This window comes from Pedobacter sp. Leaf41, from assembly GCF_001422545.1.
Lineage (GTDB): Bacteria > Bacteroidota > Bacteroidia > Sphingobacteriales > Sphingobacteriaceae > Pedobacter.
Window position 1 is genome coordinate 1,031,432 of record NZ_LMLE01000001.1, and the last position, 22,133, is coordinate 1,053,564.

Consider the following 22,133-nt stretch of genomic DNA (forward strand, 5'->3'; position numbering starts at 1 on the left):
TATTACTACTGATTTATAAGTATTTAAACACTTTTTAACAGGTTTAACATTAAATCTGAAATTTTTTTGTTAAACCTTTTTTCAGCTTTCATATCTAAAACACAAAATACAGAACCCATGAAAAAAATAATTTTCGCTTTACTAGGCGTTTTATCTTTTGCCTCAGTAGCGAATGCGCAAAAAAAAACTTCGGGAGCAATACAATTTGAAACCATTACAGATCCAGCGGCGATGATGGCCGCAAGCGGCGTTAAACTACCCGAACAAGCCATAGCCCGGATGCCATCAACAAGTAAAGCCAATTTTGAATTGCTGTTCAATGCAACCAATGCTAGTTATATGCCCGTAGAAGAAACCGAAGACAGTAACGGCGGTGGCGGTGGTGGCGGTATGGGCCGTATGATGATGCGTTTTGGCGGTGCAGGCGGAAATAGAGAATATTATTATTCGTTTGCAGATCAAAAATTATCAGAAGTGTTTGATTTAAACGACACCACTTATTACATGCCTAGCAAGTTAACACTTTCAACTTCAGGCCCGATTGGTTCATTTAGAATGGGAGGTGGAAATCCAGGTGATACCACCAAACCTAAACCTGTTGTTGCACCAAAAATCGTAATAGAAAAAACCAATGCAACCAAAAAAATTATCGGTTTTGATTGTAAGGAAGTGATTGTAAAATCTATCAGATCAATGAAGATTTTAGGTGAGGATAGAGATGTAACTGAAGAAACTCATATTTGGTACACCAATGATTTGGGTTTCAATTTTTCTCCGAATCCTAAAATGTGGACTGAAGGTGCAGTGTTAGCTATAGAAAGTAGGGGTAACAGTACCATTGCTAAAAGCATTGAATACCGTGGTGTGAGCGCCAAAGATGTTACCGCTCCAAAAAAAGCGAAGCTTATTACAGAAGACGAGTACAAAGTCAAAATGGAAAACATGATGAAACGTTTCAGAAATAATCGCCCAGGTGGAAACTTTGGCGGAGGTAGAACGGTAATCGGCCAATAATAGTTAAAAATATTTTTTCCTACTGAAGCTTGCTCACTCAAATGAGCAGGCTTTTTTTATGGATCTAACTATTGTTTTCTTGGAGGATAATTTAGTGTTACATCCCCATTAATTCAAAATAGTAGGGAAAATTCATTATCTTCGCGACAATTAAAAATCACTTTGTATGTGATTGCGAACTAACATTTTTTTTAAACCGTTCTAAAGCTTTTCCGCAAAGCGATTAAGAACAAATCATAGTTGTAGATGATTAACATTACTTTACCTGATGGTTCTGTCCGTCAGTACGAAAAGGGCACATCTGCCCATCAAATTGCATTATCAATTTCTGAGGGCCTAGCCCGCAATGTTTTAGCTGCCGAAGTTAATGGCGAAGTTTGGGATTCTACCCGTTCAATTGATGCTGATTCTTCAGTAAAACTGTTGACCTGGAATGACACTGCCGGGAAATCAACTTTTTGGCATTCATCAGCTCACTTAATGGCTGAGGCTCTAGAGGCACTTTATCCCGGAACCAAATTTGGTATCGGTCCGGCTATTGAAACTGGTTTTTATTACGATGTAGACTTTGGCGACAAAGAATTTTCATCTGATGACTTCAAAGCCATTGAAACCAAAATGATTGAGTTGGCTAAACAAAAAGAAACTTTTGTACGTGAAAGCGTAAGTAAAGCTGATGCGATTAAATATTTTACTGAAAAGGGCGACGAGTACAAGCTGGATTTAATTGATGGATTAGAGGATGGAAAAATTACGTTCTATACTCAAGGTCAGTTTACTGATTTATGTCGCGGCCCACACATTCCAAATACTGGTTTTGTAAAAGCTGTTAAATTAATGAATGTTGCCGGTGCTTACTGGCGTGGTGATGAAACCAAAAAACAATTAACACGTATCTACGGCGTAACGTTTCCGAAGGCTAGCGAGTTAACTGAATACCTCGCGATGATTGAAGAAGCGAAAAAACGCGATCACCGTAAACTGGGAAAAGAATTAGAGTTATTCGCATTTTCAGAAAAAGTGGGGATGGGTTTACCGCTATGGTTGCCTAAAGGAACTGCTTTGCGTGAACGTTTGGTTAACTTTTTAACAAAAGCACAAGCGAAAGCCGGTTACGAACAAGTAGTTACGCCACATATCGGTCATAAGAATTTATATGTAACTTCTGGCCACTGGGAGAAATATGGTAAAGATTCGTTCCAGCCAATTAAAACGCCGCAAGAAGGAGAGGAGTTCTTCTTAAAACCGATGAACTGCCCGCATCACTGCGAAATTTATAAAACAAAACCACGTTCTTACAAAGATCTTCCGGTTCGTTTTGCAGAATTTGGTACCGTTTACCGCTACGAACAAAGTGGCGAGTTACATGGTTTAACCCGTGTACGTGGCTTTACTCAAGATGATGCTCACTTGTTCTGTATGCCAGAGCAAGTGAAAGAAGAATTTAAGAAAGTAATCGATTTGGTACTTTATGTTTTCAAATCTTTAGGTTTTGAAAACTATACTGCTCAGGTTTCGTTAAGAGATCCAGAGAATAAAGCGAAGTACATTGGTTCTGACGAAAACTGGAGATTATCTGAAACTGCAATCATTGAAGCTGCTGCTGAAAAAGGTTTAAATACTGTAGTAGAATATGGTGAAGCGGCCTTTTATGGTCCGAAGCTGGATTTCATGGTAAAAGATGCTTTAGGTAGAAAATGGCAATTGGGTACTATTCAGGTTGATTATAACTTGCCTGAACGTTTTGAGTTGGAATATACAGGCAGTGATAATCAAAAACACAGACCTGTAATGATCCACCGTGCGCCATTTGGTTCATTAGAAAGATTTATTGCAGTATTGATAGAACATTGCGCTGGTAATTTTCCTTTATGGTTAAGTCCGGAGCAGTTTATTATTCTTCCGATCTCAGAAAAATATGAAGAATATGCAAAAAAAGTTTTAGATGAACTAAATAATTCCGATATTCGCGGGCTGATTGACTTTCGAGACGAGAAAATCGGACGTAAAATCCGCGATGCGGAAGTTAAAAAGATCCCATACATGCTCATTATTGGTGATAAAGAGATGGCTGAAGGTAAAGTTTCGGTACGTAAACATGGTGAGGGAGATTTAGGCGAAATGACGTTGGAGGAATTCAACAATTTATTAAGAAAAGAAATAACGGTTTAAATTAAAATAATACACATTTGGCATTAGGAAGACCAGGATTTAACAGGGGACCACGTCCACCTTTTAAGAAAAAAGAAGCAGAACATAACATTAATCAGTACATTAAATCGCCTGAAGTGCGTTTGGCTGGCGATAATGTTGAACCGGGGATTTATCCTTTGGCAAAAGCTTTGGCACTTGCTGATGAACTTGAATTGGATTTGGTAGAAATATCTCCAAATGCGGTGCCTCCAGTTTGTAGAATTATTGATTACAGTAAGTTTGTTTACGAACAAAAGAAAAAGCAAAAGGAAATTAAAGCTAATGCTAAACAAACTGTAATTAAGGAGATTCGTTTCGGCCCTAATACGAACGACCACGATTTTCAATTTAAACTTAAACATGCAGTAAGCTTTTTAGAGAATGGTGAAAAAGTTAGGGCTTATGTGCATTTTAAAGGTAGAGCAATTGTTTACAAAGAGCAGGGTGAAATTTTATTGTTAAAGTTTGCCCAGGCTTTGGAAGATGTAGGAAAAGTAGAGTTATTACCTAAGTTAGAAGGTAAACGGATGTTCCTTACAGTTGCGCCTAAAGTAGTAAAAAAATAAAAATAGGTTTATAAATTAAAAAACAGGTTATGCCAAAAATGAAAACCAATTCCAGTGCTAAAAAGCGTTTTTCGCTTACTGGAACAGGTAAGATCAAAAGAAACAAAGCATACAAAAGTCACATCTTAACAAAGATGAGTACTAAACGTAAACGTGCTCTTGGAAATGCAGGAATTGTAACAGATGCAGATTCAGGTAACGTTAAGCGTATGCTTTGTATCGGAAAGTAATTTATTAATTCACCAGGTATCAGGCATTAAAGATTCTTAAATGAACGCCGCTTACCAAAAAACAACAACAACATGCCACGTTCGGTAAACGCAGTAGCTTCGAGAAGAAGACGGAAAAAAGTCCTTAATATGGCCAAAGGCTATTGGGGCGCAAGAAGCAAAGTTTTTACGGTTGCTAAAAATACAGTAGAAAAAGGTTTGCAATATGCATACCGTGACCGTAAAGTTAAGAAAAGAGAATTCCGCGGATTATGGATCCAACGTATTAATGCAGGTGCTCGTCAGCACGGTATTTCTTACTCTCAATTAATCGGTAAACTTGCTTCAAAAGAAATCGGTTTAAACCGTAAAGTATTGGCTGATTTAGCAATGAATCACCCAGAAGCTTTCAAAGCTGTAATTGATGCAGTAAAATAGAAATTCTCGCTTAGGCGTTAATGATATTAAAAAAGGGAACCAGTTTGGTTCCCTTTTTTATTTAAATGAGGCTGTTGGTAAACTTCATTTTTATTCCGCTTTGAAAATTTAAGATGGTCTTAAATATTTCGATTAAAGTAACTTTTTCAATTTTTGTTAAATTATTAATTTCAATAAGGTTGTTTGGCGACCTATTTTCTTTGATGATTTGGTTCGCCTGGTTTTTTAGCCGCAAAACCATCAAGTAGTAATAAGACTGTGTCAACTCATTGAATTGGCTTTGGCTAAAAACGCCTAAGTCTTTCAAAGCCCTCAGGCGTTCACCTGTGTTTTCCTTTTGGAAAATTCTATTTTGAAGCGCATAAACCCTTACCAAATCCACAATCGGTGTCATAGCCGTTTTAATGTCGAATACTTCTCTACTCTCTATCTTCTGTGTTTTTATATTTCTGAAATAGGTTAAAGGCGGTTCGTAAAGCAGCGCATTCTTGGCCAGGTAAACATAAAATTTTTCAATGGGTCTCTTCAACTCATCGTCAACAAAATGACGTAGATCATTCATAATTTCAGCATCGCCATATATTGCCCGGCAATCGAAAAAAGCCGCGAACTTTACCGCTGCTTCAGGTAGTGCTTCTTCTATCCAGTTTTTATAATTGTATTTCCAGTGGGATAAGGAATGCGTCCAATTGGGATTTGTGGCCATGTAATCGCCATCGCAATAAACAAAACCTACATAATTCAATTTATCCGAAACCTGAGTGGCAAAATCGAGAAAATAGCTCCTAACCATTGCCCTTTGATCTTCGGGCGTATCTTCGTAAATAATAGCATTATCTTGATCTGTTTTTAATGAAAGCTCTTTTCTTCCCTCGCTACCAAGCACCATAAATACAAATTTGGCAGGCGGTGGGCCAAGTTTACGGATCACATCTTCTATGATTTTATTTGAAATGGTGTCTGCAATGGTGGTAACCACTTCATTCACAATCTCGGCATGCACCCCACGGTCGAGTAGTTGCGCTACAATGGAAGGTACTTTTTGCCATTTTACTTTCAGCTCTTCATTGCTTGTGGCGCTCTTTACCGATTGTATAAATACTAAAGGAGATTTTGTTTGCTCACTCAGCAGTCTGTTTCTGCTCAAAAAACCTATGAATTTACCCTCGTCTTCTATCAGCAGATACCGCGACTTACTGCTAAACATGAGTAATATAGCTTCGTAAACATAGGCGTTGGTAGAGATGCTGATGATTTTATCATCCATAACATTGATGATAGGCAGCTTTGGGTCAATTAAACCAGCAATTACCCGATCTCGCAGCGTAATATCGGTTACGAAGCCAGCATATTGCTCCTGCTCATCTCTTACAAAGAGGCAGCTGGTTTTATTCTCCGCCATTTTAATTGCAGCTTCGAAAATTGGGGTATTTTTATTGCAATAGATGATTTGCCTGTAGCCGATGCTTCTTATTTTCGAAGAATAAAGTTGATCAACAACTAAATAATTATCTTCAAGTGATCCATTGGTCTTGTAAAAATGAGCGTATTCATCATCAAGCATTCTTTTGCCAAAATCATTGGCAAAAAAATCGAAGAACTCCTCATATTCTGCACAAATTGCTTTGAAAATTTTTCTTGGTAATAACAAAGCCTTTGTACCCGCCTGTGCCACAACTGTTTTAATAGGCTTCTTTTTATTGAACAAGATCGAAATTCCCCCACAAGTAGTTTTTGGTCCATATGTTTCTACCTTGCGTTTTGCTTGCTGACTATCTAAGAAAAAAGTTTCAAAACTTCCTTTCACGATAATATGAACCCCCTTAACTTTATGATTTCCCTCATCGAATAGCCTGGTGTTTTCAGGAAAGTCGACTTCTTCTACCAGATTGGCTAATTCTTCTAAAACTTGATCGGGCAGCACACTGTAGGGAAGAGTAGCGGCCAGAAAATCAATTTTTTCTTTCATTAATTATAACGGGAATAGGCGATTTATAAAATTACGGGATTTTTCAGTTTTTTGTTCGTTTGCTTTTAACAAATTATCAGATTGTTTCCTTATCGCAGCATGATCTACCATTCCGGTTTTCAGGAGATGAAAAAATATTTTTGATGTATTTAATGTATCTGCCAGTGCGTTATGGTAATTCTCAGGTGCCTCATCAAACAGCTCTTCATAAAACTCATTCAATTTAAGCAGTTCTACAGAAGGGTTTCTAACATAAGGCTTGCTTGCATTCATGGTACAAAAGAAATCGATACCATTAAAGATATCATTTAATCCCAGTCGGGAGAACTCCACATTAATCATATGGAAATCGAACTCAATAAAGTGACCAATTACCAAAGGTTTATATCGGTCAATATCTTTTTTGAATTCCATCATCACCTCTAATCCTGAAGAACCGTTAGCCTCTAAAAAATCATGAGTAATGTGATGGATTTTCTGCGAAGCTACATCTAAAGCAATGTCGGGATTTTTAATATAATGGTTTTTCCTTCGAATTTCGACATAATGTTCATCGTAAATGATCCAGGCGATTTGGATGATATGTGGCCAGTTATTCTCCTGAGTATAGGAAGCTTTCCAGTTTATGGGCAGGCCTGAGGTTTCGGTATCAACGACGAGAAAATAATTTTGCACAGGCTTATAGTTGATTAGTTCGATACCAAATATAGGAATTTATCCCAAGCCTAAATCCTGTCTTGAAGCCACATTGTAGGCGGAAACCATTAAAATTAGTGATTTTAATTTCTATCAGCGGAAATTTTAATTTAACTATTATTGCCTCAGCTTATTGAGAAAAAATCTACACCGCTTTTACAGTGAAGATTCTATTTTATAAGTTTAGAGATAAATAAAGCAAAGCAGCTAAAGTTGCTCCAATGATTGGGCCGACAATTGGAACCCAACTGTAAGCCCAGTCGCTTGTGCCTTTTCCTTTCATAGGAATGAGCGCATGAACGATCCGGGGACCTAAATCTCTAACTGGATTAATGGCATAACCCGTTGTACCTCCAAGTGCAAGGCCAATTACCCAAACTAAAAATGCAACTGGAATTGCACCTAACGAACCTAAGCCAATGGGTGTTTTATCACTGCCCATCTCAGCATTTGTGAAGTAGAAAATCACGAAAATGAGAACAAATGTTCCTATAATTTCTGAGAATAAGTTTGATTTTAGATTCCTTATTGCCGGTGCCGTTGCAAATGGGGCAGCTTTCAATCCCTTATCTTCAGTAGCATCAAAATGATCTTTATACATTACCCACACTAAAAAAGAGCCAACAATAGCACCACAAAGCTGGGCCAAAATATAATATGGAACTTTAACCCAATTAAATTTTTGTGCAATGGCTAAGGCGATGGTTACCGCTGGATTTAAATGTGCCCCGCTGAAGGGTGCCGCGATAACTACCCCAACAAATACAGCTAATGCCCAGGCTGTGGTAATTACAATCCAACCGCTGTTATTTCCTTTTGTGCCGTTGAGTACAACATTTGCCACTACGCCATTTCCGAGTAGAATCAGCAACGCTGTGCCAATAAATTCTGCAACAAATTCTGTCATGATGAATATTTGGTTAAATATTTTTGATACGATTAAAATTAGTCAACGGCACTTGCTTTCGCTGCTTTTATTGCTCTGTTCCATCCCTTAATCCGAGCCGCGTTGTCAACCCCATCTTCGGCAACAAAAGTTTTATCTACTTTCCACTGAGATCGAATCTGATCTACGCTATCCCAATAACCTGTAGCTAAACCAGCTAAATAAGCTGCACCTAATGCAGTGACTTCTGTAACCTGCGGCCTTATCACTTTACAATTTAGTAAATCGGCCTGAAACTGCATCAATAAATTGTTCGCTGTGGCGCCACCATCTACACGAAGTTCAGCGATATTTACACCTGCATCTGCCTCCATTGCCTTGAGTACATCCATCGTTTGATAAGCAATACTTTCTAAAGCCGCTCTTGCGATATGCGATTTATTGGTGCCTCGGGTGAGACCTGTTATTGTTCCTCTGGCATGTTGATCCCAATGTGGAGCGCCTAAACCCGCAAATGCAGGCACTACGTAAACTCCATCGGTATCTTTTACTTTTTGGGCAAGCGTCTCTACATCGGCAGATTTAGAAATCAGTCCCATTTCATCTCTGAGCCACTGTACCACTGCACCGCCAATAAAAATACTGCCTTCTAACGCATAATGCACCTGATCATTTATCTTCCAGGCGATGGTGGTTAACAGATTATTTGAAGAGAGTTTGGCCTCGGTACCAATGTTCATGAGCATGAAACATCCTGTGCCATAAGTGTTTTTTACCATCCCGATTTCGGTACACATTTGTCCGAATAATGCCGACTGCTGATCGCCGGCAATACCTGCAATGGGTATTTTAGCGGCAAGAATTCTTCCGGCCGTTTCACCATACACTTCGCTTGATGACTTTACTTCCGGCAACATGCTTTTGGGAATACCGAATAAGTCAAGCAGTTCATCATCCCATGCCAGGGTATGGATATTGTAAATCATTGTTCTGGAAGCATTGGTGACATCAGTTACATGTTTTTCTCCTGCTGTCAACTTCCATATAAGCCAGGAATCAATTGTACCGAACGCTAATTTTCCCGCTTCAGCTTTTTCTTTAGCCCCCTTAACATTCTCTAAAATCCATTTTGCTTTGGTGGCTGAAAAGTATGAATCGATGATTAAGCCCGTCTTTTCCTGTATTTTTTCGGACAAGCCTTGTGCTTTAATTTCATCACAATAAGTAGAAGTTCTTCTATCTTGCCAAACAATAGCATTATATATAGGCTGGCCAGTTTCCCGATCCCAAACAACAGTTGTTTCTCTCTGGTTGGTAATCCCGATTGAATCGATATCGGTTGCCGATAATCCGGCTTTTACGATTACCTCCGCTGCTACCGATAGCTGAGTCGACCAGATTTCCAATGGATCATGCTCTACCCATCCAGCCTGGGGATATATTTGCGTAAATTCGCGTTGGGCTATGGCAACAATTTCGCCATTATGATTAAAAATGATCGCTCTTGAACTTGTCGTTCCTTGATCAAGAGACATGATAAACTTGCTCATAATTATATTTGGTTAGTTTTTATTAGGTTAAGGCTTTCTCAATTTGCGTTGAGTCAATGTGGTAAATATAGCCGTCGGCTAATTTATTAAAATTATCTACTTGATTGTTTTCCCAACTAATTTGTTGCTTAAGTTCTTTAGCGAGGAGTGAGGCTACTTTCGGAGCCATCTCCTTAGCCGCATGGGCATCAATGAACAGTATTCGTAATCTTCTACTTAGAATATCCTCAACGGTTTCTGCCATTTCATTTCTGGCCGACCAAACCACTTCTGCAAGTATGTACGGAAAATTTGGGTGAAGTTTGTGATTTAATTCCGGTTCTTGTTGCGCTAAATTTTCGATATTCTGACGATCGGAACCATAAACATCCAAATGATCATCCCCAGCTATTTCAGTAGTACCATGAATTTTTAACTCTTTGGTAATGCATGGTTTTGCGTTTAAGCCAGCATGAGTAATGGCTAAATCAACTGTTTCTTCTGCCATGCGGCGGTAAGTGGTCCACTTGCCGCCCGTAATAGTAATCAATCCTTTAGCAGATACCATTAATTTATGATCGCGACTGATCTCTTTTGTGCTATTTCCATCCCCATTTGTTGGTGCAGCTAGAGGCCGTAAGCCAGAGAAAACACTTAAAATGTCTCTTTCCAAAGGCTTTCTTTTGAAATAGGTGGCTGCTGTAGCCATTATAAAGTCTACTTCTTCTTTTAATGCTCTTGGTTCTAAACTGTGCTCATCCAAGGGTGTGTCTGTTGTGCCAACCAATAAATGTTGGTGCCATGGAACAGCGAAAAGAACCCTGCCGTCTGACGTTTTTGGTATCATTAACGCTGATTCGCTATTTAAAAAGCTTTTATCCAATACCACGTGAACACCTTGACTAGGGCGCACCAATTTTTTAGATTGAGGATTATTCATCTGCAAGATATCATCAACAAATACTCCCGTAGCATTTATAATTACTTTCGCATATTGTTTCGATGTTTCGCCAGTAAGCGTATCCTTAATTTCGATACCGTTCACTTCATTGTCGGTATTTTTTAATAATGCAATAACTTTCGTATAGTTGCATAATGTAGCGCCATTTTCAATGGCTGTTTGCGCAATGTTAATGGCTAGGCGGGCATCATCAAATTTGCCATCATAATACCTGATGCTGCCTTTCAAACCCTTTTCTTTAATGCCGGGCATCAAAGCTAAAGTTTGACTTTTACTAAAGAATTTTGACTTCCCAAAACTGAATTTTCCAGCAAGCCAGTCGTAAAGGGTTAAACCTGTTAAGTATTTCGCTACAGAAAACCAATCGTAACAAGGAATTAAAAATTCCTCTTTATTAACCAAATGATTGGCGTTTTTTTGTAAATAACCTCTTTCGCGTAAGGCATGCCTCACTAATCCAATATCACCCTGGGCCAGATACCTCACACCACCATGTACGAGTTTAGTGCTGCGACTAGATGTGCCTTTGGCATAGTCTGATTGTTCGACCAATAAAGTTCTTAACCCTCTGGTGGTCGCATCCAATGCTGTGCCTAATCCAGTTGCACCACCACCAATAATGATGATATCCCATGTATAATTATTTAGCCAAAGATGATGATGAAGTCTTTCCATTTATTTCTAAAAAATAATAAAACGAAACAATACGCAATTATAAGTAATCATTATCGAAATAATATAATATCTATGTTAAAAAAATATTAATTACCTGACCGAATCAGATATGAGAATTTTATTTGCTAATTTGCAGCATAAATAAATGATTAGATTTTATGATGAATTTAGCTGAAAGGCACCAATTTATTTTGAATCGCCTGCAGAGAGACCAATATATTAATGTGGTAGATTTATGTAAGGAGTTGAAAGTATCATCTGTAACAATTAGAAAGGATTTAAAACTCCTTGAGGATAAAACGCTGCTTTTTAGAACCCACGGGGGGGCTACAATAAATAATCCATATACAGTAGATCGGCCAGTAAACGAAAAAGAGAAAATACAGTCGACTGAAAAGAATAAAATTGGGTTAGCGGCTGTTTTACTATTAAATGAGAACGATTCTATTGTAATCGCCTCTGGCACTACGGTATTCTACTTTGCCAAAAATATTCCTTCAGGTACAAACTTAACGGTTGTCACTTCTGCACTAAACGTAGCTTTAGAGTTAATGAGAGAACCTAGTATTGAGGTGATTCAGTTGGGCGGTTTGCTAAGGAAAAGTTCATCATCTGTTATGGGATCTTACGCTGAGCAGGTTTTAGGCGATTTTTATTTTAACAAGTTATTTTTAGGGGTAGATGGCATTGATTTAGATTTCGGTTTAACCACTACGAATGCTATGGAAGCGCATCTCAATCGCAAAATGATTAGCGCATCGCAAAAAACAATTGTATTAGCAGATTCAACTAAATTTGGGAAAAGAGGTTTTGGAAAGATTTGTGGCTTAGACGAAATTGATCATATTATCACTGATAAAGGAATTTCTGAGCAAATTGTAAAACATTTAGAAAGTTTAGGTGTTACTGTTACTATTGTATAGTTTATACTTAAGAACGAACCAAAACGATATAATTTGAATATGGAAACTAAACGAATACACATTTTAGAAGACGATCAAGAAATAAGAAATGTAATTGAAATCTTATTAAAAGAAGAAGGTTTTGAATTACAATTATCATCAACATTTGCCGAACTAAAAAAGAATATTCAGGATGCTATGCCTGATCTTTTTCTGTTAGATGTGATGCTACCAGATGGAAATGGTGCAGAAATTTGCGAAGATTTAAAGACTGATATTTTTACGAAACATATTCCGATAATTGTAATGTCTGCACAAAACAATAGCGAACAAAAAGCCATTGCTGCTTTTGCAAATGATTATATCAGTAAACCATTTGATATTGATGATGTTTTAGAGCGTATTAATAAACAATTGAAAATTAGTTCTGAGAAAAGCGCTAGTAAAGCATAATTATTAGGGCATTTGAAACATAAAGAGAGGCATTGCCTCTTTTTTTATGCGCTAATTTTTAACTTTTGTAAGTTTATTTTTTTGAGTTACCCGAAATTTAATTAATTTGCTTGCTCTGAATCGTCCTGATTGTTAATCTAGTTTAAGTATTTTTTAAAATTTAAATTAACAGCAATGAGTGTCGACTTTGGTCAGGTTCTTGAGCGTGTAGTACGCCGAGATAGTATGGGAATTAGTGAGCTTTCCCGAAAGTTAAACGTAAGTAGAAGAACCATTTATAATTGGTTCGATCAGAAAAGTCTAAATCCAGAAATTCTATTGAAGGTTGGCTATGTAATAGGTCACGATTTTTCTAAAGAATTACCGGAAGCTTTTTCGAATAGCACTCATCGACCTCACAATCCTTACCATCATCCAAATCAAAATAATTCTACTAATGGCGATAGTAAGTCCGTTTACTTCTGGATGGATAAGTATATTAAGCTCTTGGAAAAATACAATGAACTTCTTGGTGAACTGTCGGATGAGAAAAAGGGTACAGAAACTATTCAGGATCGGTCAATCCCGCGTGATTTTAAGTCGTCTACTATTCTTTCCTAGCTAACAATCTCATTAGTTATTAATGAAATAATTTATTTTTTATTGTTGCAGAAACTAGCAAATCTAAAACCCTCGCGAAATTCATAAGTTTTTAATTGTAACATCCAATTGATTTACCCTATTTATTGTATGCAGAGGAAATTCATCGCAAAACTAAACGTAAAAAATTTTTGTTAGGTTTTAGAGTGTTAATCAGCTCTTTGCCAAAAGGTATTGATCATTAAGATATTTCATTACTTAGTATAGGAACAGTTTCTAGACCGTGAAAGGATATGAATACAAGAAGAGATTTTCTACAAAAAATGGGTGCATCTGCACTAATGCTGCAGCTGAGTTCATTATCAACATTTGCGAACTATTCCGAAAAGAAAGATCAGCCTTATCAAGGGAGAGTGCTCAGAGTTGCTATTATGGGTTTAGGTGGGTACGGAACCCGTGTGGCGGAAGCAATGAAAGCCTGTTCCAAGGCAAAACTTGTGGGGGTGATTAGTGGAACGCCATCCAAAATTAAAGATTGGCAACTGAAGTACGACATTCCAGCGCAGAATTGCTACAACTATGAGAATTTCGACGAGGTAAAAAACAATCCTGATATAGATGCGATTTATGTCATAACGCCAAATGCACTTCATCACGATCAAGTTATCCGTGTGGCCAAGGCCGGGAAACATGCCATTTGCGAAAAACCAATGGCCGTAAATGCCAAACAGGCGCAAGAAATGGTTGCTGCTTGCAAAAAAGCAAATGTGAAATTACTGGTGGGTTATAGAATGCACTTTGAACCGCGGACCCTTGAAGTGATTCGAATGAGGAAAGCTGGCGAATTTGGAAAAGTTATGTTTTTCCAGGGGCAATGCGGCTTTAAAGCGGGCGACCCAAACCAGTGGCGATTAAATAAAGCACTGGCTGGTGGCGGAGCAATGATGGATATCGGAATTTATGCGCTTAATGGCGCAAGATATATGGTAGGGGAAGAGCCTGTTTGGATAACGGCACAGGAAACCAAAACCGATCCGGTTAAATTTAAGGAAGGCGTAGATGAAACCATACAATTCCAATTGGGTTTCCCTAGCGGCGCTATAGCTTCATGCTTGTCTAGTTATAATATCAACCACCTGGATAGATTTTTTTTGAGTGGCGATAAAGGCTTTGCAGAGATGCAGCCATCAACAGGTTACGGTCCGATAAAGGGCAGAACACATCAAGGTGAACTCAACCAACCCATTACCACCCATCAAACGGAACAAATGGATCAAATGGCAGCCATTATTTTCGAAAATAAACAGCCTGTTGTCTCTGTAGATGGTGAGGAGGGTTTGAAAGATCTTAAAATTATTGAGGCGATTTATCAAGCCGCGAAGACCGGACAAAAAGTCAAACTGCCGGCTAATGTTTGGTAGTAAAGTCCAAGCTTCTTATTCAAAATTGATAACCCTTATTGCTTTACAGCATAGTACTTAGCTTATCATATGTTTTGAATTCTTTAATTTTTAAGTTAAGGATTTGTCTTCTATTCAAGTTTATAGTTTTTCACCTGCCTTATTGGTAATTATTGCGCTATTCCATTAGTCCAGCGTACCGATATTTCTTTCACAATCTGCTTCGGCACAATGAATGAGCTAAAATCAAGTATTTATGACCTTTGATAACGGGTATTTACCGTTCAACAAAAAAATAATCTGGCTGGTTATAAAATTATAATCATCGTTCCATCTATATGGGAGATCAGAATTAAACAAATTGTTTTGAATTTGCTCGACGTGTCAATATGGATGTAAGCGGTAACAGGTTTAACTTCAAATATATATTATGGAAGATTTCAATTCTCATTTTAGCAGTGCCTTTTTAGGCAAGAAAATATTGATAACTGGCGGCAGCACCGGAATCGGAAGAGCATCCGCAATTTTGTTGAGTTCTTTGGGGGCAAAATGTTTAATCTGCGGCAGGAATGATGAACCTTTGCAGGAAACACTAGCAGCCATCAAAAGTAAAAAATTACCCGATGCAATTGCTGTCGAAGCAGATTTGTCATCAGGAGAAGGCATACGGAAAGTTTTCGATGCCGTGGATTCTGAACTTGGCGGATTGGATATTCTTATCAATAATGCTGCACTCGGTTATGGAAGTATCACAGATGGTAGTTACGAAGACTGGCAATATATTTTAAATACAAATTTGCTAGCCTACATGGCCTGTAGCCAGGAGGCATTAAATCGTTTCAAACCTGCTGGAGCAGGACAGATTATTAATATTGGATCCATGAGTGCCGATGTGAGGGAAGAGAAAAGTAGTGTTTATGTCGCAACCAAAGCTGGGATTCAAGGCTTTTCTGAGGCATTGAGAAAAGAAATCAATCCATTGGGGATCAGACTTTCACTTATCGAACCAGGAGCTGTTGATACTGATATGCAGGCGGCTAGCAAAGAAGAGAAATTGGAACAGATAGAAAAACATGAAATGCTTCCTGCAGCTGACATTGCTTGGGCTATCGCATTTTGTATTGCCCAACCACCTGCTTCGGATGTAGTGAACCTAAAAATCCGCCCACATTTGCAGCTTATTTAATGTTTTTTGTATACCATTTAATTGTATCAAATGAGCATTAAAATGAAAGCAGCCTTAAAAGAGGCCGACGGAACGTTCAAGATTGAACAAGTAGACAGGGTTAAAATTCCAGCCGACGACTGGGTTTTGGCCCGCATTAAAGTTTCGGGTATCTGTGGAACAGATTTATGGCACTGGAAAAAACATGAGCCAGATCTCGAATGTAAAATTATGGGACATGAAATGTCTGCAGTTGTTGTGGAAACCGGACCGGCAGTTCGCAATGTGAAGGCGGGCGATAGAGTGGTGGTAGAAACCTTGCTAGGTGATGGGACCTGCGACTGGTGTCGGGTTCAGCAATATAATCTTTGTCCAAATTTGTATAAGGTAAGGATGGATACCATATCCAGATCCTTTGCTGAATACGTTGTTGGGCCCTCTACCAAATTCCATATTCTTCCCGATAACGTGAGCGACGAAGAAGCTGCTTTGTTGGATACATTTTCTGTTAGCCTGCATGCACAAAAGCTTAGCGGACTGAGAATAAACAATAAAGTTGCTATAATAGGTGCGGGGCCAATAGGGTTGGCACAGCTTCAACTGGCCAAGTTATCGGGTGCTGAAGTAATTGTATTCGATATTGTTCAAAGTTCTTTGACTCTGGCTAAATCTTTAGGAGCAGATAGGGTAGTTAATCTTGAGACGGAAGACCCTCAGGTTTGCATTAAACTTTTCAACGATGGAAGAGGAGCAGATTTGACTTTTGAGTGTGCCGGAGGCGAATCGATGACCACCACGCTTCCTTTAGCGGTATCAATCACTCGAATTGGAGGAAAGGTAATCATTGTCGGGGGCTTTGAAAATGGAAATACCGCTATGGAATTGAATTGGCAGGATTTACAAAAATCGGAGATCAGTTTGATCCCAAGCGCCAGTTATGGCTTTTGGGATATTTATCCAGAAATGTCGATTTGTGTGGAACTGCTTGCCAAAGGAAAAATCAATGCAAAGAAAATGATCACTCATACTTACCCATTAGATCGAATAAACGAGGCGTTTGAAACTGCCCAGAATAAAAAAGAAACGGGAGCAGTGTTCGTAGCCTTAAAGATTTCGTAGATTAACTAAAATCTTAACTTAATGTGATAAAAATATCCTTGTGAAGACATTTTCACCAGGATATTTTTATTTTTTGATTGCCGGAAACGCTAAATTCGATAGCTTGTTTATCAACTTTCATCGGTTCAACTTTGTTGGAATCATTTCCGATATAGACGGTAAAGTTGTACGTATCTTTTGGTTCCTGAGGTAGAAGAACTATCCGGCAAGATAATCGCTGGTCGCCTTGGGTAGCAAAACTAACGGACTTCCCACGTTTGCGAAAACTGCTTATTGGATAATCACAGAATATCATAAAGGATTCATCTTTTACTTTGTGGTATTGTTTTTCTATGACACCAAAAGCAACACCAGCACCATACACCTCCTGACCAACTTCGCCAGATTGTTCCCAGCCATCATGAAGATCCTCAAGTGCAATCCATAAAGAGGGGTCGATTTCTCCTGTTTTCGATTCTTCAACTATCGCATCGGTTTTAAGCATTGTAGGATAATAATATAACACGCGGCCAATGAAGTGTTTTACGAACTCCGCAATTAGAAGCCTGATGGAAGGAAGCACATCCAGATCCTGAATTTGAACAAGATAATCGCACAAAGCAGAATAAACTTCTTGTTCTTCATAAGCTGCTGTGTATGGTGCATCTTTTAATGGAAATATGCCAAAAAAGGTAGGGAAGTTTTTGGCGTGCCCGTAATTGCATTCCCATAGTTGCATGTTATCAAACAGTGCTGCAATGCAAACGTAACTGAGTTCGAGATATGTTTTGTCACCCGTTTCCTTGTAAAGCCTAATCAGTGCTCCTGCAGAAAATGCAGTATTGTTCGCCTGGTAAAATACTTCGAAGCTAAGGTTTTTAAGCTTTTCAGCTGCTTGCCTTGCTTCTTCAAAATATTTTTTGTCACCCGTCATTTTCCATAACCTGAGCATCAAATCTGCATAGGTTCCGGGTACATCTTTTTCTCCGCCTTCACCTTCAGCGGTTTCGGCTTTTATAACTTCTAACGTATCCATCTGATAAAAGACAGGCCACTCGTACTTAAAATGTTGTGCCACCTTTATGGCGTAATCAATGGAATCCATTAGAAGGGTTTTTGCCGTTTCATTATTGCGATCGCTCAATCGGGCCAGGTTCATCAGCGGATGATGTAGGTACCAGGAATCCATCACACGAGGCTTCTTTTGTTCTTCTGAGTGATCGAGGTTGCTCTCCAGAGCCGGCAGCCAGCGCACAATAGTTTTCATCTTTGGTTCATAAAAAGCTGGCAAACCTGCTATCAGTTCATCAACTAATTTATGGTCGGCCTCACCTTTCCATTCCAGATATTCGAGCATGGGCACTAACACGGCTAACTGAACCATTACCTCTGGAGGCGATTTGTAATCAGCTACATAGGCGTTCAGGTAGGAGTGGCCGCCTGCGAATGTCCAGCAGCCCTTATGATAAACCAGATCCTGCAGGCCTCTCTCTGCGGTATCCAGCCATTTATAATAAGTTGTTGCAGGCCGGGGAAGCTGCACATAAACATCAGCAAGCTTATCAAGGTATTGAACAGCTATGTTAGCAGGTGTTGTGGGAACTTCGTTTGAAAATACAACGAAGCTATCGTTCAGGATATAGGATTTGTTTTTTTCCAGACCGGCATTTGAAGCGGGTAAGGAGAATCCGATTTCCGGCCATTCACCACCAACCGTTTCACCTGCGCTAGATTGTGTATCCTCGAAATAATCATTCAAAGCCGTAAGGTTTTGAAAGTAAAATACCGAACCAGACTCCCCATCGTTGAAGTACATGATGCCTGAACGTGTACCTCGTTGCTGAGTGTGTATTGTACCTTTCTGCTTGATTTTCCCCTTTCTATCAAAACTTAGGATATCTTTTGGCCAATAAGGAATTAAAAGCGGGATCTTAGGCGTAGCATTTAAAGAATATCTCAGCTGGCCATTTTCAGGATTCCAGGAGATGTCTACCTGATAACCTAGTGAATCAGTCTCCAATTTAACGCTGGCTTTATTTGCTTTGAGATCTATGTTTTCCAAGGTTAAAATACCTGACGGAGAAAATGCCGTTCTAAATCCTATGCTCGAGTCATCTTGCCATCGTTTCACCAGCCATAAAGTATCACTGGTTAAATAAAGAGACAAATCCATTTCTTCAGAAAGCGCTGCAATTGGTTTTAAATTTTTCAGTTCTGATTGAGCATTAGCCGCCCATGCTGATATTGGTTCCATATATAAATTCTTACCTATTTAAAACGATGGAGCCGACAACCATGTTTAGCGTATAAATACCTGATTTGGATGGTTAATACCTAGTTCGAACGTTTTAAGAACACAATAAGTCAATCAAAGCAACATAGTCAAAAGGGTGAAATACCTGGTGATTCAATTGACGAGAAAACAAGAGTTTCAATAGAAAGCCTGCAACCCATTTCCATTATTAATGTTTTATAGAAGGCGTGTATTTGGTGTCAGCGCAACGAAAAAATTCTAAATTTGGAAATGACTAATAGTACAATCAGATTGTTAAATTTTGAGTATAGTGATATACTTTTGCCTATCATCATTATTGCAGGCATGATTTACAGTATTGTGGCTAGAAAACTCACTGTTCCGGCATCCTTTACCGGAGGCTTGATGGCCTGTCTAATCTTTATGGCTTCGGGCTTTGTTGGTGTGATGATGATGACCGCCTTTTTTATTATTGGCTCAGTTACTACTTCGTGGAAAAGGGATCAAAAGCGGAGTTTTTCGGATCTGGATGAAAACAAAAATGGCAGAACAGCCGCTCAGGTTTTTGCTAATGCTGGTGTTTCTACTATCGCTGGTGTTATTGTGGTTGTTTACCCTCAATCTGCTGCCATCATGTTGCCTGCAATGGCCGCGGCTTTTGCGTCGGCTACCGCAGATACACTTTCGTCAGAACTTGGAGTAATCTACGGCAGGCGATTTTATAATGTAATCACGCTGAAATCGGATCAATGTGGGAGAGATGGCGTAATCAGTTTAGAAGGTACTTTGATTGGTGTAATGGGAAGTCTGGTGATTGCGTTGATATATGCAATTGGTTTTGGATTTGATATTAACTTCTTGTGGATTGCTCTGGCGGGTACAGCAGGGAATTTATCAGATTCAATACTCGGAGCATTGCTGGAACGCAAAGGGTTAATAGGGAATAATGTAGTCAATTTTTGTAGTACGCTAGCTGCGGCGATTATCGCTTTGATGTTGCTCGCGATTTCGTGAAAAAATTAAAGTTTAATCTAAATATCATCCTTCTAAGCTTCCATATACCTCTTTTCCTAAAAAAGAAGCCAATGAAATTATGGCACTCCATCAATGTTTCCCCAATCGATTTGTGAAAAATACTTCCAGAGAGAGAATTTACTTGATTTACATTTTAGCAGAACAGAGCCAATAAAAAGCTTGTTGTTTGGGTATCTAAGTTTTTGAGGTGAAGGCACCCAAAATCTTTTGAAAACAAAATTCTGATAAAATGTAACTAGGAAATATGGAAGGAATCGACATTCTTGGAATAGTGGCTGGTATATGTACATCGTCGTCTATTCTTCCCCAGATTATTAAGACCTTGAAAAAGAAAAAGGCAGAAGAGGTATCTATATTCATGTTTATTGTTTTAATGACCGGAAATGCGCTTTGGATTTATTACGGATTCGTGAAGTCAGATATCGCGATAATTTCTACGAACTTCTTTGCGCTGGCATTGAATATTGTGATGATTGTGCTCAAATTTCGTTATTGCTAAGTTGTGCTAGATGAATTCTGAATTATAAACCCTACTAAAATTTCTTAAAATGACAATAGCTTATCATGCTTCACATGAACAATTTCCCCCTAGCGTTTTATTCGAACTTAGCGAACTAGCGCAACCTTGTGGGTTTAATGCTATCTCCTCATCAGATCATTTTCATCCCTGGAGTGAGCGGCAGGGTGAAAGCGGCTTCTCATTTGCCTGGCTTGGCGCAGCACTTCAATCTACCACTTTACCTTACAGCGTAGTTTGTGCCCCTGGTCAACGTTATCATCCAGCCATAGTGGCTCAGGCCATTGCCACGCTCAATGAAATGTTTCCCGGACGACTATCGGTTGCCCTGGGAAGTGGCGAAGCTTTGAATGAAAGTATCACTGGTGATAAATGGCCGGAGAAATCTTTAAGGAATGCCAGACTTTTGGAATGCTACCAAATAATTTGAAGGCTTTTAGATGGGGAAGAGGTTAACCATAGAGGCCTGGTTAATGTAGAGAACGCAAGACTATATACGTTGCCAAAAGAAAAACCACTGTTATTTTGTGCGGCAGTTAGCCTGGAAACTGCAAGGTGGGCGGGCGAATGGGCAGACGGCTTACTAACGACGCATAAACCTCATCATGAACTCGAAAAAGTAGTGCAGGCGTTTAGAAGCAATGGCGGCGCAGGGAAACCCATTCATTTAAAAGTTCAGTTATCTTATTCACGAGCGAAGGAGGAGGCAGAAGCTGGAGCATATGACCAGTGGCGCAGCAATATTTTTCAGGGAAGTGTACTGGGTGAATTGCCCACAGTGGCACATTTTGATGCTGCAGCCCAATTGGTAAAGCCGGCGGATATGGAAGAACATGTGAGAATTTCCTCGAGCCTCGTTCAGCATAAAAACTGGATTGAACAAGACCTAAGTTTAGGAATAGATCGCGTAATTCTACACAATGTAAATCGCAATCAAAAAGAATTTATCGAAGATTTTGGTGCCGAAGTACTTCCTAATCTTCGTTTTTTAAATGGAAACCTTCTCGCTATTCGCTGATGAAAAGGCATTCGATATGATTTCTTTTTGTTAAGTGAGCTTACTGAGAAGTAAGCTCACCCTAGTCACTGAGGGAAAAACAATTAAAGCCTTATCTTTTTTTCCTGCAAAGCAGATATAAAGCGAAGCCAACTGCTACTGTGGTCAACGCTTTTTTGGCGAAAGGGCCAGCATTGTATTTCATTTCCGATTTCATGCCTCTCTCCGCAAAAATATTAGGAATTGTTCCTTTTTTTAAATCATCTACAATCCCTTCCCAAGCGTTCACGCGGTCGGCTAGAATAAGTGGAATCCAATGTCGGTAACGGTCTTCACTATGTTTGAAAGCATATCTTCTAATCATTCCACTTAAACCCGATGGAGGAATCGACTCCCCAAATACCATACTAAATGCTGGTCTTTCGTTCGATTTAAGTAATTCAATGTTCACAGGTTGTGGCTCTGACCGCTCATAAACACTACGCTTATGGTCGTCTCCCGTATAGTTTTTCATTGGATAAGTGGGTTCGTTTCCAGGGTCTATATCTATTCCCCAACCCGGAATGCTTTTGTAATCTATCGAATTTGTTTTCATCT

At 39.0% G+C, this 22,133-nt stretch carries 20 protein-coding genes and 1 pseudogene; 14 read left to right on the plus strand and 7 right to left on the minus strand.

Going from position 1 to position 22,133, the window contains the following annotated elements:
* Positions 1-117 precede the first annotated feature (117 nt).
* The 5 genes from ASE92_RS04375 to rplT all read left to right on the plus strand — a co-directional run bounded on the left by ASE92_RS04375 (position 118) and on the right by rplT (position 4,420).
* Entirely contained in the window at positions 118-1,014 is an 897-nt protein-coding gene (locus ASE92_RS04375) for a hypothetical protein (protein ID WP_056848839.1), read from the plus strand.
* 246 nt (positions 1,015-1,260) lie between these two features.
* Positions 1,261-3,186, plus strand: coding sequence for a threonine--tRNA ligase (thrS, locus tag ASE92_RS04380; RefSeq protein ID WP_056848840.1), 1,926 nt, complete (start codon positions 1,261-1,263; stop codon positions 3,184-3,186).
* A 17-nt stretch (positions 3,187-3,203) separates the two neighbouring features.
* A complete protein-coding gene (infC, locus tag ASE92_RS04385) occupies positions 3,204-3,773 on the plus strand; it encodes a translation initiation factor IF-3 (protein ID WP_056848841.1) in 570 nt (189 codons plus the stop codon).
* A gap of 29 nt (positions 3,774-3,802) precedes the next feature.
* Positions 3,803-4,003: a 50S ribosomal protein L35 gene (rpmI, locus tag ASE92_RS04390; protein WP_010600880.1), complete on the plus strand. Its 201-nt coding sequence runs from the start codon at positions 3,803-3,805 to the stop codon at positions 4,001-4,003.
* A gap of 72 nt (positions 4,004-4,075) precedes the next feature.
* Entirely contained in the window at positions 4,076-4,420 is a 345-nt protein-coding gene (gene rplT, locus ASE92_RS04395; RefSeq protein ID WP_029285460.1) for a 50S ribosomal protein L20, read from the plus strand.
* Between the two features lie 61 nt (positions 4,421-4,481).
* Here the strand turns inward: rplT and ASE92_RS04400 are convergent, their stop codons facing one another.
* The 5 genes from ASE92_RS04400 to ASE92_RS04420 form a co-directional block, all read right to left on the minus strand.
* On the minus strand, positions 4,482-6,389 hold the full coding sequence (locus ASE92_RS04400; RefSeq protein WP_056848842.1) for a DUF294 nucleotidyltransferase-like domain-containing protein: 1,908 nt from the start codon (positions 6,387-6,389) through the stop codon (positions 4,482-4,484).
* Positions 6,390-6,392: 3 nt separating this feature from the next.
* The gene (locus ASE92_RS04405) at positions 6,393-7,064 is read right to left on the minus strand and encodes a 3'-5' exonuclease (RefSeq protein ID WP_056848843.1); all 672 of its coding nucleotides are present in this window, start codon (positions 7,062-7,064) and stop codon (positions 6,393-6,395) included.
* Positions 7,065-7,260: 196 nt separating this feature from the next.
* Entirely contained in the window at positions 7,261-7,992 is a 732-nt protein-coding gene (locus ASE92_RS04410) for an MIP/aquaporin family protein (RefSeq protein ID WP_056848844.1), read from the minus strand.
* A gap of 38 nt (positions 7,993-8,030) precedes the next feature.
* A complete protein-coding gene (gene glpK / locus ASE92_RS04415) occupies positions 8,031-9,521 on the minus strand; it encodes a glycerol kinase GlpK (RefSeq protein WP_056848845.1) in 1,491 nt (496 codons plus the stop codon).
* Positions 9,522-9,543: 22 nt separating this feature from the next.
* Positions 9,544-11,136: a glycerol-3-phosphate dehydrogenase/oxidase gene (locus tag ASE92_RS04420; RefSeq protein WP_056848846.1), complete on the minus strand. Its 1,593-nt coding sequence runs from the start codon at positions 11,134-11,136 to the stop codon at positions 9,544-9,546.
* A 158-nt stretch (positions 11,137-11,294) separates the two neighbouring features.
* Between ASE92_RS04420 and ASE92_RS04425 the strand changes: the two genes are divergently transcribed.
* The 6 genes from ASE92_RS04425 to ASE92_RS04450 all read left to right on the plus strand — a co-directional run bounded on the left by ASE92_RS04425 (position 11,295) and on the right by ASE92_RS04450 (position 16,754).
* Positions 11,295-12,059, plus strand: coding sequence for a DeoR/GlpR family DNA-binding transcription regulator (locus ASE92_RS04425; RefSeq protein WP_056848847.1), 765 nt, complete (start codon positions 11,295-11,297; stop codon positions 12,057-12,059).
* A gap of 39 nt (positions 12,060-12,098) precedes the next feature.
* A complete protein-coding gene (locus ASE92_RS04430) occupies positions 12,099-12,491 on the plus strand; it encodes a response regulator transcription factor (RefSeq protein WP_056848848.1) in 393 nt (130 codons plus the stop codon).
* Between the two features lie 174 nt (positions 12,492-12,665).
* Complete coding sequence (locus ASE92_RS04435; protein ID WP_056848849.1) at positions 12,666-13,091, plus strand: helix-turn-helix domain-containing protein; 426 nt, start codon at positions 12,666-12,668, stop codon at positions 13,089-13,091.
* Between the two features lie 272 nt (positions 13,092-13,363).
* Positions 13,364-14,491 carry a Gfo/Idh/MocA family protein gene (locus tag ASE92_RS04440; RefSeq protein WP_056848850.1) on the plus strand — a complete coding sequence of 376 codons (1,128 nt, stop codon included), beginning with the start codon at positions 13,364-13,366 and terminating at the stop codon, positions 14,489-14,491.
* Positions 14,492-14,900: 409 nt separating this feature from the next.
* Positions 14,901-15,656, plus strand: a complete 756-nt coding sequence (locus ASE92_RS04445; protein ID WP_056848851.1) for an SDR family oxidoreductase — start codon at positions 14,901-14,903, stop codon at positions 15,654-15,656.
* Positions 15,657-15,686: 30 nt separating this feature from the next.
* Positions 15,687-16,754 (plus strand): zinc-binding dehydrogenase, encoded by a 1,068-nt coding sequence (locus ASE92_RS04450; RefSeq protein ID WP_056848852.1) that lies wholly within the window; start codon positions 15,687-15,689, stop codon positions 16,752-16,754.
* Between the two features lie 52 nt (positions 16,755-16,806).
* Here ASE92_RS04450 and ASE92_RS04455 read toward each other — a convergent pair whose 3' ends face one another.
* Positions 16,807-18,987 carry a hypothetical protein gene (locus ASE92_RS04455; RefSeq protein ID WP_056848853.1) on the minus strand — a complete coding sequence of 727 codons (2,181 nt, stop codon included), beginning with the start codon at positions 18,985-18,987 and terminating at the stop codon, positions 16,807-16,809.
* A 270-nt stretch (positions 18,988-19,257) separates the two neighbouring features.
* On the opposite strand from ASE92_RS04455, the gene ASE92_RS04460 reads away from it, so the two are divergent.
* The 3 genes and pseudogenes from ASE92_RS04460 (at position 19,258) to ASE92_RS21440 (ending at position 21,557) form a co-directional block, all read left to right on the plus strand.
* Complete coding sequence (locus tag ASE92_RS04460) at positions 19,258-20,001, plus strand: DUF92 domain-containing protein (protein WP_056848854.1); 744 nt, start codon at positions 19,258-19,260, stop codon at positions 19,999-20,001.
* A gap of 265 nt (positions 20,002-20,266) precedes the next feature.
* Positions 20,267-20,521: a SemiSWEET family sugar transporter gene (locus ASE92_RS04465; protein WP_056848855.1), complete on the plus strand. Its 255-nt coding sequence runs from the start codon at positions 20,267-20,269 to the stop codon at positions 20,519-20,521.
* Between the two features lie 49 nt (positions 20,522-20,570).
* Positions 20,571-21,557: pseudogene (locus ASE92_RS21440) on the plus strand (TIGR03885 family FMN-dependent LLM class oxidoreductase).
* A 91-nt stretch (positions 21,558-21,648) separates the two neighbouring features.
* Here the strand turns inward: ASE92_RS21440 and ASE92_RS04475 are convergent.
* Complete coding sequence (locus ASE92_RS04475; RefSeq protein WP_056849284.1) at positions 21,649-22,131, minus strand: hypothetical protein; 483 nt, start codon at positions 22,129-22,131, stop codon at positions 21,649-21,651.
* Positions 22,132-22,133 lie beyond the last annotated feature (2 nt).